Consider the following 12,352-nt stretch of genomic DNA (forward strand, 5'->3'; position numbering starts at 1 on the left):
TGAACGATGAGAGAATCCCTGTACTGCAGAACCTGCGCCGGAATTCAACGGGCGAGTTACCTGCCACATGGCTTACTGATGGCGTTAATGTCGCGGCTTATGACATTAACAGGCATCATTGTATTGATCGGGATGCTGCCGTGGCTTTCGGATGGCGATCCGGCAATGGCATTGCTGCGTGCCCGCTCTGCCGAACAGGAAGCGACGCCGGAAGCCCTGGCAGCGATCCGTCAGTCACTGGGGCTTGATCAGGGCCCTGTTAACCTGCTCATTAACTGGCTCAGTGGCCTTCTGCAGGGGGATGCCGGCAACTCCTGGATTTCAGGTCGTCCGGTACTGCCCGGGATGCTGCAGGCAGCACAGGTATCGCTGACGCTGATGATGATGTCTGCTGCGGTGGCCCTGATGCTGGCAGCGATGATTTGTCTGCCGACGTTCCGGCGCGGACTGCAGGGCCGGCCATACCGTTCAGCAGGACTACTGGCGTCCATATTGACGTCATTACCCGACTTTCTTCTGGCCTCCTTTTTACTGGTTGTCGGCGCGGTCTGGCTGAAGTGGTTTCCTCCTTATGGCTGGAACGGTATGCACTATGCTGTATTGCCCGCACTGGCCATGGGGATCCCTTCGGGGGGATATCTGGGCCGGATATTTTCGGACGCGTTAGCCGCGACGTTCAGCGAAAACTGGGTGATTACCTGGATAGTCTCCGGGATTTCGCGCTGGCATATTCTTTGTGCGGTACTCCGGCGGACCTTATCTACGGTAATGCCACTGATCGGCCTTATTCTGGTATCACTGACGGGGAGCGCCGTGGCGGTCGAGAAAGTATTTGCCATCCCCGGACTGGGCAGAGCCACGCTTGGAGCGGTTGTTGCCCGGGATCTTACCGCCTTGCAAACCGGCATTCTCTTCCTGCTGATCATGGCATTTATGTCCGGCATTCTGGCGACGGGGATCAGATACCTCATTCTTGGTCGGGCGTTACTGACGTCCTCTCTGCCGGTCACAAATGAACCGGGCAACAGTTCCCGGCGGAGGTGGATTGTGTTGCCGGTGGTCTGTGCCGTCGCGCTGGCCGTGCTTCTGCTGACCGGCTTACCCCGGGATCCCTACGCGTCTGATTTTCTCCGGCTGGCTCCACCGTCCTCTTCACTGCCGTTCGGTGCCGATGCCATGGGGCGCGATTTACTGGCGAGGGTTGCACACGGCACTGTGCATACCTGCATTCTGGCACTGATTGTCTCGCTCGTTTGTCTGGTTGTGGGGTTAGTGATTGGCCTTTTTCCGCGTGTATTTGTCGGGCCAACCGAGATAGCGAATGCATTACCGCCTGTTATCGCAGGCCTGCTTGTCGTCTCCGTCAGCGGTGCCGGTAGTTCAGGCGCGGCTATTGCGATAGCGGCTGTCGGCTGGGCTCCTCTGGCGACACACACTGCCGCACTGGCATCCGAGATCCGGGCCAGATCGTACATCAGTATGTTGCCCGTTTTAGGGACTAGCGGGTTGCGTCAAAATATTGTTTACGTTTTTCCAGCCCTTATCGGGCCTCTCTTCCGCCATGCAATGTTACGGTTACCCGGCATCGCACTGGCATTAGCTTCACTGGGATTCCTGGGTCTGGGGGCTTCTCCCCCTGCGCCTGAATGGGGCCGGGTGCTTGCAGAAGGCATGGCTTATCTTGAACGCGCGTATTGGGTTGTGCTGGCTCCGGCGAGCGCGCTGGCTGTTTTATCGGTCATGGGGGTGAGTCTGGCCGGCTTTATCGCCCGGAAACCTGCACGCATGCAATGAGTGACGGCCCGGTTAGCCGGGGCATTGAGGCACCGCAAACGGTGCCCTCAGTTATTTTCTGCCATGATAGTCTCTGAGTTTTTAAGAGACAATGGCAGGCATTTTTCAACCGGGACCCGGCTGGCGCGTGAACTCTGAGAGAATTACATCAGGTTTCTGAGGTTATTTCAGAGGGTAAGAATAAAAGTATTGAGTCTCGCTGGCGCGACACTGTCAGTGACTGACCTCTCTTTACGCCGCAGCATTTTCCGCCGCGACGCAGACCATACCGATGCCACATTGTCATTGCACTTTTTGCACTTCATTGCACAGAGTTACACTGTAACTTTCTTTCAGCCCGGCGCGAACATTTAACCCGCCCGGGTCTGAAGTCAGAGGATTGTGCCTGACCCGGTACTCATTTATAGCCACTCAATCAGACCTGCCCATTTATCTTTCAGAGCAGGAAATACGGTATGCATTCCCTTCCTTCAGCACACGGGCAAATCCTGCCTGACTTAGGTGCATGCCGGCAATGATAAGTTTTTCGCTGACAGCTTTTTCCATCACTTTCTTCCTTGTTTCCGCTGCCTCGGCGGGGTTGATGTCGAATAATACAGAGACAGACGGGTGCGCTGACTGAATATAAGGATAATGGACAATATCTCCCCATATTAATAAGCTTTTATCCTCCGCATTGATACGAAACCCGGTGTGCCCGGGCGTATGACCGGGTAGCCATACCGGCAGAATACCCCCGGCTATTTTGTCGCCGTTAAAAAAACGCACCTTCCCGGCATAAGCGTCTAATGTCTGGCGGACCAGCCAGAAATTACGTTGCCCGCGATCATTCGCCATCTTGAGTTGGTCATCATCCTGCCAGTGTCTCGCCTCGAGAGGATGAAGAGTAATTTCAGCATTTTTAAAAACAGGCTGTTTTTCAGGGTCCAGCAGACCTCCGATATGATCCGGATGGCAGTGCGTCAATAAAACGGTATCGACGTCGTCCGGGCTGACACCAGCAGCGGCAAGGTTTGCTTTGAGTTGCCCCGCCCTGTTGTTCTGCGGGCCTGTGCCAGCGTCAACCAGAATGACCTGACCCCGACCGCGGATCAGGTAACAGTTGATATGAATATCGTCGGGCTCATCGAGCCCTGCACGGTATTGAATAACTTCCGCATCAGCTTTTTTAATGCCTGACAGCAAATCCAGGCTGGCTGACATATTGCCGTCATTTAGCGCAGTAATCTGGAAATCGCCCATCTGGCGGAACGGAAAGGGATGGCTCATGACTACCTCCTGGTGAGTTACGGCGAACAGGTATTCTGCCGGGAAGCCAGCACAACGAATACAGGTCATCAGACCGGCAAGTAAATACGATTTCTCAATGACTTTTCATCATGCTACAGGCTGGTTCTGCCGCTTAAAAACGATAATATGTCACGGGTTAGTGATATTAAGTCAATCAAGGCACGTTATAAGCGTTGAGCAAGGAACCTGATTTATGCGTAGAAAAATACCCAGTAGCGCGTCCCTGCAGGCTTTTGATGCCGCCGCAAGGCACGGTAATTTTGCCCGTGCTGCAGAGGAATTATCATTAACGGAAGGGGCGATTAGCCGTCAGATTGCGCGTCTGGAAGCACTGCTGAACTGTAAACTGTTTGACCGTATGGGGAGCCGGGTAAAGCTTAACCCTGTCGGCGCGCGCTATGCACATCACGTACGTGAAACTCTCGATCGGCTCGAAAGAGATACCCAGTACATCATTGGAATACCGGAAGGCAGTAAGAATCTGGATATCGCCGTTCTGCCGACCTTCTCCAGCCGTTGGCTTATTCCCCGCCTGAGCGGCTTTAACTCTATGTTTCCGGAGATAACGTTAAATATTGCGGCGAGAACGGACCCCTTTATCTTGCCAGGCAGTGGCTTTGACGCGGTCATTCATTTTGAACATTCCGCATGGGCGGGCATGCGAATGCAATTTCTGTTTCAGGAAAATCTGCTGCCTGTTTGCCATCCCGCATTGTTAACAAATAATGACTTCAATCGACAATTAAACGAACTTCCGCGCATTCACCGGCGACAGAATCCTGATGCATGGCATCATTATGCCCGGCAAAGTGGAATACACCTCGATAATCCTGCTCAGGGAGTGCGGTACGATCTTCATGAAATGGCCATCGCTGCCGCCATCGCGGGACAAGGCGTCGCATTGGTTCCGCGTATGTATGTCGAAAATGAATTGCGTTGCGGCAGGCTCGTTTCGCCCTGGCATTCCCCGGACTGCCTGAACAAAAACTTCTGTTTAGTAAAACCGGCGGAAACGGGAATCAATGAGGCGGCGCTGGAATGTTTTGAACTCTGGTTGCTTGCTGAAATGAATACGCTTACCAGCCTTAATACCAGCAACCGCCCCTGTTCCGCCATTTAATTCATCCGGGCTGCCTTAAGTTTAAGCCCCCGTCAGCCCGGAAGCAGTGACGTGACCTTATTCCTGTTCCCGGTTTATCCGGTTATCCGCTTTAATTACTGTTGCTCCTCTCTTCTGAGCCCCCCTTCGTTCGTTCTCCGTTGCCGGGCGCAGTGGCGGAGCTATGCCAGGGGTAGGAACTATGCAGGGGTAAGAACTATGCAGGGGGGTAGATGATTTCCGGGGCCCTCTTTATACTGACCCCTCTCATGACCGCCTGCCCGCCGGCAGACGGTAATTTGCCCACTGCTGAGACGGGGTACCTCCTGCTATGAAATCATCACGCACTATTCACGATAATCGCCAGCGGGTCGTCGAGGTCGCGAAGAAAATTATCAGCCGTAAGGGATTTTCTGCCGTTGGCCTGAATGAGATCCTGACCGCTGCCGGCATTCCCAAAGGATCGTTTTACTATTACTTTGCTTCCAAAGAAGAGTTCGGCACCCTGATGCTGGAAGACTATTTCACACGCTATCTGGAGACGATGGAAGAACTGCTCAGTGCCGGAGAGGATCCTGCACAGGCCATGATGAACTACTGGCAGAGCTGGACAGCCACCGACGATGGCCCTATTCCCAAAGGATATCAGTGCCTGGCCGTAAAGCTGGGCGCGGAGGTCAGCGATTTATCCGAACCGATGCGCCTGGCGCTGGAGCAAGGTACCACCCGTATTGTGCAACGTCTGGCCGGACAGCTTGAACGGATGGTGGCGGAAAACAGTTTCGTCCCCCCACCGGAAGGATGTCTGATGTTTGCCGGGTCCCTGTATCAGTTGTGGCTTGGGGCCAGTCTGATGGGGAAAATGACCGGCAGTCTTTCTCCGCTAGCCCCGGCGATGACCCTGACAAAACGCTTATTGCAGCTATAATCATTTTATTAATATGTGCGTTTCAGGGAAGCTTCTCTTATCAGTGACTCAGTTATACTTTACCATCCAGACGACTGGTCTAATTTCAGGTCCGGTGAAAAACTGTTTAACTGTATTTCAGGTTTCCACACTGATGACGGCTGCCCTTTCAATATCCAGACGACAGGTCTGATTTAATCTCCGGAGACAGATATGCAACAAACAGCTCACACAAACCGCCGCTGGGTACTGGCCTCGCGTCCTGTCGGCATTCCGACGGCGGAGAACTTCCGGCTCGAAAATGCCGAATTGCCTGAACCGGCAGAAGGACAGATGCTGCTGCGTACGGTGTATCTGTCTCTCGACCCTTATATGCGCGGCCGCATGAGTGATGCGCCTTCTTACGCAGCTCCGGTTGCCATCGGTGATGTGATGGTGGGTGGCACGATTAGCCGTGTGGTCAGCTCGCTGCATCCGGAATTTAAAAAAGATGACTGGGTACTGGCCTACGGCGGATGGCAGGACTATGCCCTGTCCGACGGTAAAGGCGTGGTTAATCTCGGGGCGAATCCGCAGCAGCCGTCACTGTCTCTGGGTGTCACCGGAATGCCGGGTTTTACCGCGTATATGGGACTGACCGATATCGGCCAGCCTGTCGCCGGTGAAACGCTGGTCGTTGCGGCGGCGACCGGCCCTGTCGGCAGCACCGTCGGTCAGATAGCGAAGCTGAAAGGCTGTCGTGTGGTCGGCGTGGCCGGCAGTGATGAAAAATGCCGGGATGCTGTTGAACACGCCGGCTTCGATCTTTGCCTGAATCACAAAGATGCCGGCTTTGCAGAGCAACTGAAAGCCGCCTGCCCGGACGGGATTGATATTTACTTTGAAAACGTTGGCGGTGCGGTCTTTGAGGCTGTCGTACCGCTGCTCAACCCGAAAGCACGTATTCCCCTGTGCGGCACGGTCGCTCATTATAATGACACCGGTGCGGCCTCCGGGGGTGATCGCCTGCCGGCGTTTATCGGTACGCTGCTGAAAAAACGTATTCGTCTGCAGGGTTTTATTATTTTTGATGACTATGCCCCGCATTTCCCGGCGTTCCGTACGCTGATGACGGACTGGATCCGTCAGGGAAAAATTCATTATCGCGAACAGGTGATCGATGGCCTGGAGTACGCCCCCGGGGCACTCAGCGGAATGTTACAGGGTCACAACTTCGGTAAGCTGGTGATCCGGCTGGCGGATGATTAAACCTGCACACGATGACTGAACCCGCTACAAGGATAAACAATGAAAATTCTGATTGTACTGACATCGCACGACACACTGGGTAACACTGGCGAAAAAACGGGATTCTGGCTGGAAGAGCTGGCTGCCCCTTATTATGTCTTTAAAGATGCCGGGGCGGAGCTGACTCTGGCCTCACCTCTCGGCGGGCAGCCGCCTCTGGACCCGAAAAGTAATCTGCCTGATTTTCAGACCGATGAGACCCGTCGTTTCGAAAATGACGAGGCCGCGAAAAACGAACTGGCCAACACTGTTGCGCTTAAATCGGTCAACGTCGACCAGTTCGACGCCATTTTCTACCCGGGCGGCCATGGCCCGTTATGGGACCTGGCCACCGATAAAGACTCCATTACCGCTATCGAACAGACCCTGGCGAAGGGACGTCCGGTGGCTGCGGTCTGCCATGCCCCGGGCGTACTGCGCAGTGTTAAAAAGCCGGACGGTGAACCTCTGGTCCGTGGTCTGCGGACGACCGGGTTCAGCAACAGTGAAGAAGCTGCCGTGCAACTGACGGATATCGTGCCTTTCCTGGTGGAAGATATGCTGAAAGAAAACGGCTCTGATTACAGTAAAGGCCCGGACTGGGGATCTTATGTGGTGACCGATGGTCTGCTGATCACCGGCCAGAACCCGGGGTCTTCTGCCGCAACGGCTCAGGCCCTGCTGCAGGCACTGAAAGGGTAATATCATGAGCGCTTATATTATTTTTATCCGCGACGAAACACTGGATCAGGACGAGATGGAAATATATGCGCAGAAAGCCGCAGACGCGCGAGGCGAGCATCCGATAACCCCTCTGGCCTTCTATGGTCAGGCTGAAGGTCTGGAAGGCCCCGCGGCAGAGGGGGTCGTGCTGCTGAGCTTCCCGGATATGGCAGCCGCCCGCGCCTGGTATCACAGCCCGGCTTATCAGGCGGCTAAACAGCATCGTCTGAAAGGGGCAAAATACCGGGTCGTTCTCACGGACGGTATTGCCTGAAACCTGGCGGAAACCGGTCAGTCGCTGGCCGGTCTCCGTCAGTCCGGTTGTTTAGCGGCCGACCGTGCTTTCCTCGTCACCCGCCCTTTCCTGATGTCCCAGCAGATTTTGCAACGGCATACTGCTTTTAAGTATCGGTGATTTGATCACGATATAGCTGAAGTATTTTTCGATACCAATATCGTCATCCAGTAATCCCTCAATCACTTGCTGATAATGCTCAATACTGCGGGTCATAAAACGTAGCAGGTAGTCGTATCCTCCGGTGATCACATGGCATTCCATGATTTCACTGACCTGTGCTAAACGCTGTTCAAAACGCCGGAAGTCTTCCCGACGGTGTCCGGCCAGTGTGACTTCGGTAAAAACACTGACCGACTCGGTAATTTTCGCCAGATTGATATGTGCCTCATAGCCGGTAATAAATCCGGCGGCTTCCAGCCGCTTTACCCGTTGCAGGCAGGGACTGGGGGATAACCCTACCGCGTCGGCCAGATGAACATTACTGATACGCCCGTCTTTTTGCAGGTGCGAAAGAATAGCAATATCCAGACGATCCAGTTTCAGTAAGCCGTTCATAAAGTCCCCTGAGTGTCCTTAAGGCGTGGTCTGTAACTATTGATATACCACGCATTAATGCAGGAGGGCTACTGTTTAAATATGAAAATCATGATGTTATAACCTCCCTGTTGCCCGGGCGAGGGCGAGTTCGAACAGATGAAATGCCTCTTCCAGCTGGGCGTTTGTGGTGACCAGCGGTGCCAGAAACCGGATAACATTCCGGTATAATCCGCAGCGGACCAGCAATAATCCTTCGATACAGGCCGCATCCAGGATAGCCTGCGCCAGAGCGGCATCGCGTTTACCCGTATCGGGGTCGACAATTTCGACCGCGAGCATCAGACCACGACCACGCACATACCGCAGGCAGGCATATTTTTCGCGCATTTGTACTAACCGCTGAGACAATCGCTCACCCAGTAGCAGACTGCGGTTCAGCAGGTCTTCCTCTCCGAGCACTTCAAGGACTGCCAGCGCGGCAGCGCAGGCTAAGACGTTCCCCCCCTGAGGACTGACCGGCCGGGAGGCATTCATTACCGCACGACGGCCCGTGACTGCCGACATCGGTAAGCCTGTACCCGGGTTGCCGGTGATCACCAGATCCGGCATGACCCCTGACTGTTCATAGGCAAACATCTCGCCGGTGCGGCCGAAGCCACTCTGCAGTTCATCGCAAATCAGTAACATATCGTACTGCCGGCAAATCCGCTGCAGATACTGCATAAATGAAGCCGGAGCCGGGATGATCCCACTCTCACCCTGAATGGGCTCCAGAAGAATGGCAGCGACCTGCCCCGCACGCTCTCCGCCTGCCAGACAGTGCCACAGGGCCGCCCGGCAGTCTGCTTCAGAAATCCCCCGCGAGCTGTCGGGATACGGCAGTGAGCAAACGTCGCTGGCCCCGTGTGCTGAGTCCGCCTGCCCGACCGGACTATGGCCGGTCAGCCGGCAGTCTGCCAGAGAAGAGTGATGAAATGCCCCCTCGAAGGTGATAATACCGGGGCGTCCGGTAAATGCCCGGGCACTGTTAACTGCCTGTGCCACCGCGTCTGCCCCGGTATTGAAGAACACCGTCTGAAAGGCTTCGTCGCCGCCCACCAGTTGATTAAGCCGGCAGGCCAGCCGGATATACAAGGGGCTGGCAGCCACGCGGAAGCAGTCGCCGGTGAATTGGTTCAATTGCCGGGTGATGGCAGAGACGACGGCCGGGTGATTATGCCCGATATTCAGTCCGCCGCTACCGCCCGCAAAATCAAGATAACGGGTACCTTCGACATCCCACACCTCTGCGCCGCGCCCTTTCCCGATAACCAACGGATGGACTGTCACAAGTCCGGCGGGGATTTCTCTGTTACGCGCGTCAAGCCAGTGGTCATTACTGGCCGGAAAGGCCGTCATTACTTCGCTCATACACTTTTCCCCGCGACTGATGAGTCACATGATAAAAAGACTGTCTCCCCGGAAATCTGCGCTGCCCTGCATGCGGCAGAGACCCTGAACCTGAAAATACGTGGCCGGTACGTTACTCTCCGCCCAGCTCGAGTGCGACCAGCTGACGCCACCAGCGCACGCCGTAAGGGATAACCTCATCATTAAAATCGTATTCCGCCTGGTGTAAGGCCGCACCGGGGCCGGAACCCAGCCAGACATACGCTCCCGGTTTCTGCTGCAGCATAAAGGAGAAGTCTTCAGAGGTGAGCGCCGGATGTTCCGCCGTTTGTGCGGACAGGCCCGCGGCCTGAGCGGCCTGCAGAGCAATCCCGGTTTCCCGGGCACTGTTGCAGGTAGCAGGATAATACCGGTGGTAACTGACTTCTGCCGTCAGCCCGTGGGCCGCGCTGATATGACCCGCCATATGCCGCAACTGCCGTTCGATAATGTCCTGTGCCCCGGGGGTGAAAGTACGCACCGTCCCGGTGACGGATGCGTCGGAGGGGATCATATTATGTGAATGCCCCCCCTGAATGCGGGTCACCGTTAATACCGCCGGTTCATACGGTGCCAGTGCCCGGGACACCAGGGTATTCAGTGCCACCACCAGTTCGCTGACCGCCAGCAACGTATCATGGGTCAGATGAGGCTGCGCCGCATGCCCCCCCGTCCCGGTCAGGGTGATATCGAACCGGTCCCCGGCAGCCATGATCGGGCCTGCCCGGCTACGGAACTCCCCGGCCGGTAATTCCGGCCAGTTGTGGATAGCGTAAACAGCATCACACGGGAATCGTTCAAACAGCGCGTCTTCGATCATCGCCCTGGCCCCGGCCAGCCCCTCTTCTGCCGGCTGAAAAATAAAGCAGACGGTACCGGTAAAGTCACGTTCCGCCGCCAGGGCTTCCGCGGCGGCCAGCAGCATGACCGTGTGACCGTCATGCCCGCAGGCATGGGCAATCCCCGATTGCTGGCTGGCCCAGGGCTGTTTCCCCAGGTCATTCATTGGTAAGGCATCCATATCGGCGCGCAGACCTATCATCCGCGGCCCGTCACGGCCCTTCAGCAGACCAACGACGCCGGTCTTACCGATATTCCGGTAAACTTCTATCCCCAGGCGGTTCAGCTCGTCTGCAATAATCTCTGACGTCTGAAACTCTTTAAAACCTGTTTCAGGGTGCTGATGCAGCCTGTGCCGCAGTTGTATCCATTTATCCGTGATCATTTCATTAATATCCTCGTTCCGGTTCCACCAGACCTGCTATCGGCGCTCCCCGCTGATGACAGCGAATATTCTCCAGCAATACCCTGACCGAGGTTTCCGGCTGTGTCTCACTGGCGATATGCGGGGTTAACCAGAGGGACGGATGCGCCCAGAAAGGGTGGTCTTCCGGTAAGGGTTCCGGGTCGGTCACATCAACAATGGCCTGACTCAGCTGGCCGCTGTCCAGTGCCGTCAGCAAATCGCCATGGTTTAGTTGCTGACCGCGGCCGGCATGGATAAGGCCTGCCCCCGCGGGTAACTGCTGAAAGACATCGCGGTTCAGAATACCGCGGGTACGGGAAGTCAGTGGTAACAGACAAACCAGAATGTCACTTTCTGCCAGGAACGGCTGCAGCTCCTCATCACCCGACCAGCAAGTCACCCCGGAGACCGACTTCGGCGTCCGGCTCCACCCTGAACAACGAAAACCCAGAGAAAGCAGTTGCAGCGCGGCGGCCTCCCCCAGAGTCCCCAGCCCCATAATCCCGACCCGGCAGGTTTCTGTCGGAAGGATCCGCCCTTTTTTCCATTCTCTTTTTTGCTGCTGGCGGAGATACATCGGTATCTCACGGTGCAGCGCCAGTACCGAAAAAGTGATGTACGCCGTCATGCTCTGTGCAATGCCGGGTTCAATCATCCTGACGACGCGCACGCCCGGCGGCAGACGGGAATAATCAAACTGATCCGCCCCCGCGCCCACCGAGAAAATCACTTTCAGGTTCGGGAAACGCTCGCTCAGGTTGTCCGGCACCGACCAGGTCACCAGATAGTTAACCTGTTGCGGGTCGCCGGTTTCAGGCCACAGATAAAACGGCAGATCCGGCGCGTGCTCTGCAAGCCACGCTTGCCAGATCAGGCCGCGATGCTGATCGGAATCATAGACAATACTCATTAGCCCAACGCCTGTGAAAACAGACCAAAGTCGAGAAATGCCTCCGGACGCTTCTGCCAGGGGGTGCCACGGACCATCATCACCGGGGCATCCACCACCGGCATACCCTGAGCTTTCAGCCAGACGGAGAACGGCCATTCGCCCTGCGTGTCGATACGCACAAATTCATCCTGTAATCTGGCGGCACAGTCACAGAACAGGGTTCTGGCGGCGGCTTCGTCACGAGCCAGTAATGGCCCGACCACGTAACCCCGGCCAAACTTTCTGACAACAGCAAAGCCTGTGATCTCATCTCCGGTCTCCAGCACGGTGATAAACTCTGCTGACCCGGCTAAATCTTCATACAGAGCTGCCCGACGTAATCCGTGAGCACTGTAGTCATAGTCAATCAGACGGGGTAAGTCATCGGCGGTGGCTGCCCGTAACCGCTGGCCGGGTGCAGGTTCCGCGGCCGGGAAAGGCGGCAGAGACGCTGACTGATGCTGATGCATGGGAGACTGCTGCCTGAATCCGTATTTTTCGTACAGACCTTTGCCCATTTCGGTAGCATGTAACCGGACCATGCCCTCCGGCGCTTTTTCCAGCAGCCCTTCCATTAATAGTTTACCGATGCCGCGTCCCTGACACTGAGGGTCGACAATCACCAGCCCAAGGGTATGAGATCCCCCCCAGTGCCAGATCAGGGCACAGCCGACCGTTTTACCGGCCTCTGTGGCCACCAGCCCTTCCCCCAACCGGTACGCCTGCAGCCAGTCTTCCCGGCGGTGTGGCCATTTCACCTGCTGACTGAGTTGGTAGCCGGTTTCCGTATCGTTTTCATTCATCTGACGCAATACAATGCTCATTCTTTCTCC

The 12,352-nt window shown here is 55.7% G+C and carries 12 protein-coding genes; 6 read left to right on the plus strand and 6 right to left on the minus strand.

Annotation, left to right across the window (positions count from 1 at the left end):
- Nucleotides 1–6 precede the first annotated feature (6 nt).
- Complete coding sequence (locus tag GTPT_RS10990) at nucleotides 7–1,794, plus strand: ABC transporter permease subunit (RefSeq protein ID WP_029990281.1); 1,788 nt, start codon at nucleotides 7–9, stop codon at nucleotides 1,792–1,794.
- A gap of 429 nt (nucleotides 1,795–2,223) precedes the next feature.
- Here the strand turns inward: GTPT_RS10990 and GTPT_RS10995 are convergent, their stop codons facing one another.
- Nucleotides 2,224–3,063 carry an MBL fold metallo-hydrolase gene (locus tag GTPT_RS10995; protein ID WP_029990282.1) on the minus strand — a complete coding sequence of 280 codons (840 nt, stop codon included), beginning with the start codon at nucleotides 3,061–3,063 and terminating at the stop codon, nucleotides 2,224–2,226.
- Nucleotides 3,064–3,277: 214 nt separating this feature from the next.
- Here GTPT_RS10995 and GTPT_RS11000 point away from each other — a divergent pair, with 214 nt between their 5' ends.
- The 5 genes from GTPT_RS11000 (at nucleotide 3,278) to GTPT_RS11020 (ending at nucleotide 7,353) form a co-directional block, all read left to right on the plus strand.
- Entirely contained in the window at nucleotides 3,278–4,204 is a 927-nt protein-coding gene (locus GTPT_RS11000; protein WP_029990283.1) for a LysR substrate-binding domain-containing protein, read from the plus strand.
- Nucleotides 4,205–4,514: 310 nt separating this feature from the next.
- The gene (locus GTPT_RS11005; protein WP_029990284.1) at nucleotides 4,515–5,111 is read left to right on the plus strand and encodes a TetR/AcrR family transcriptional regulator; all 597 of its coding nucleotides are present in this window, start codon (nucleotides 4,515–4,517) and stop codon (nucleotides 5,109–5,111) included.
- Nucleotides 5,112–5,303: 192 nt separating this feature from the next.
- Entirely contained in the window at nucleotides 5,304–6,338 is a 1,035-nt protein-coding gene (locus GTPT_RS11010; protein ID WP_029990285.1) for an NADP-dependent oxidoreductase, read from the plus strand.
- A 39-nt stretch (nucleotides 6,339–6,377) separates the two neighbouring features.
- On the plus strand, nucleotides 6,378–7,058 hold the full coding sequence (locus GTPT_RS11015) for a type 1 glutamine amidotransferase domain-containing protein (protein ID WP_029990286.1): 681 nt from the start codon (nucleotides 6,378–6,380) through the stop codon (nucleotides 7,056–7,058).
- Between the two features lie 4 nt (nucleotides 7,059–7,062).
- Entirely contained in the window at nucleotides 7,063–7,353 is a 291-nt protein-coding gene (locus GTPT_RS11020; protein WP_025901678.1) for a DUF1330 domain-containing protein, read from the plus strand.
- A gap of 51 nt (nucleotides 7,354–7,404) precedes the next feature.
- Here the strand turns inward: GTPT_RS11020 and GTPT_RS11025 are convergent, their stop codons facing one another.
- The 5 genes from GTPT_RS11025 to GTPT_RS11045 form a co-directional block, all read right to left on the minus strand.
- Nucleotides 7,405–7,932 carry an Lrp/AsnC family transcriptional regulator gene (locus tag GTPT_RS11025; RefSeq protein WP_025901679.1) on the minus strand — a complete coding sequence of 176 codons (528 nt, stop codon included), beginning with the start codon at nucleotides 7,930–7,932 and terminating at the stop codon, nucleotides 7,405–7,407.
- 96 nt (nucleotides 7,933–8,028) lie between these two features.
- Nucleotides 8,029–9,324, minus strand: a complete 1,296-nt coding sequence (locus GTPT_RS11030; RefSeq protein ID WP_051170743.1) for an aspartate aminotransferase family protein — start codon at nucleotides 9,322–9,324, stop codon at nucleotides 8,029–8,031.
- Nucleotides 9,325–9,436: 112 nt separating this feature from the next.
- Complete coding sequence (locus GTPT_RS11035) at nucleotides 9,437–10,567, minus strand: amidohydrolase (RefSeq protein WP_029990288.1); 1,131 nt, start codon at nucleotides 10,565–10,567, stop codon at nucleotides 9,437–9,439.
- A gap of 4 nt (nucleotides 10,568–10,571) precedes the next feature.
- Nucleotides 10,572–11,498 (minus strand): 2-hydroxyacid dehydrogenase, encoded by a 927-nt coding sequence (locus GTPT_RS11040; protein ID WP_029990289.1) that lies wholly within the window; start codon nucleotides 11,496–11,498, stop codon nucleotides 10,572–10,574.
- The gene (locus tag GTPT_RS11045; RefSeq protein ID WP_029990290.1) at nucleotides 11,498–12,343 is read right to left on the minus strand and encodes a GNAT family N-acetyltransferase; all 846 of its coding nucleotides are present in this window, start codon (nucleotides 12,341–12,343) and stop codon (nucleotides 11,498–11,500) included. Before GTPT_RS11045 ends, GTPT_RS11040 begins: the two co-directional genes overlap by 1 nt.
- Nucleotides 12,344–12,352: the final 9 nt, after the last annotated feature.

The sequence above is a fragment of the Tatumella ptyseos ATCC 33301 genome, assembly GCF_000735525.1.
GTDB classification, from domain to species: domain Bacteria; phylum Pseudomonadota; class Gammaproteobacteria; order Enterobacterales; family Enterobacteriaceae; genus Tatumella; species Tatumella ptyseos.

Coding starts and splice junctions, on each gene's coding strand:
- GTPT_RS10990 (WP_029990281.1), top strand. CDS start 7: ATGAGAGAATCCCTGTACTGCAGAACCTGCGCCGGAATTCAACGGGCG.
- GTPT_RS11000 (WP_029990283.1), top strand. CDS start 3,278: ATGCGTAGAAAAATACCCAGTAGCGCGTCCCTGCAGGCTTTTGATGCC.
- GTPT_RS11010 (WP_029990285.1), top strand. CDS start 5,304: ATGCAACAAACAGCTCACACAAACCGCCGCTGGGTACTGGCCTCGCGT.
- GTPT_RS11040 (WP_029990289.1), bottom strand. CDS start 11,498: ATGAGTATTGTCTATGATTCCGATCAGCATCGCGGCCTGATCTGGCAA.
- GTPT_RS11030 (WP_051170743.1), bottom strand. CDS start 9,324: ATGAGCGAAGTAATGACGGCCTTTCCGGCCAGTAATGACCACTGGCTT.
- GTPT_RS11005 (WP_029990284.1), top strand. CDS start 4,515: ATGAAATCATCACGCACTATTCACGATAATCGCCAGCGGGTCGTCGAG.
- GTPT_RS11045 (WP_029990290.1), bottom strand. CDS start 12,343: ATGAGCATTGTATTGCGTCAGATGAATGAAAACGATACGGAAACCGGC.
- GTPT_RS11015 (WP_029990286.1), top strand. CDS start 6,378: ATGAAAATTCTGATTGTACTGACATCGCACGACACACTGGGTAACACT.
- GTPT_RS10995 (WP_029990282.1), bottom strand. CDS start 3,063: ATGAGCCATCCCTTTCCGTTCCGCCAGATGGGCGATTTCCAGATTACT.
- GTPT_RS11020 (WP_025901678.1), top strand. CDS start 7,063: ATGAGCGCTTATATTATTTTTATCCGCGACGAAACACTGGATCAGGAC.
- GTPT_RS11035 (WP_029990288.1), bottom strand. CDS start 10,567: ATGATCACGGATAAATGGATACAACTGCGGCACAGGCTGCATCAGCAC.
- GTPT_RS11025 (WP_025901679.1), bottom strand. CDS start 7,932: ATGAACGGCTTACTGAAACTGGATCGTCTGGATATTGCTATTCTTTCG.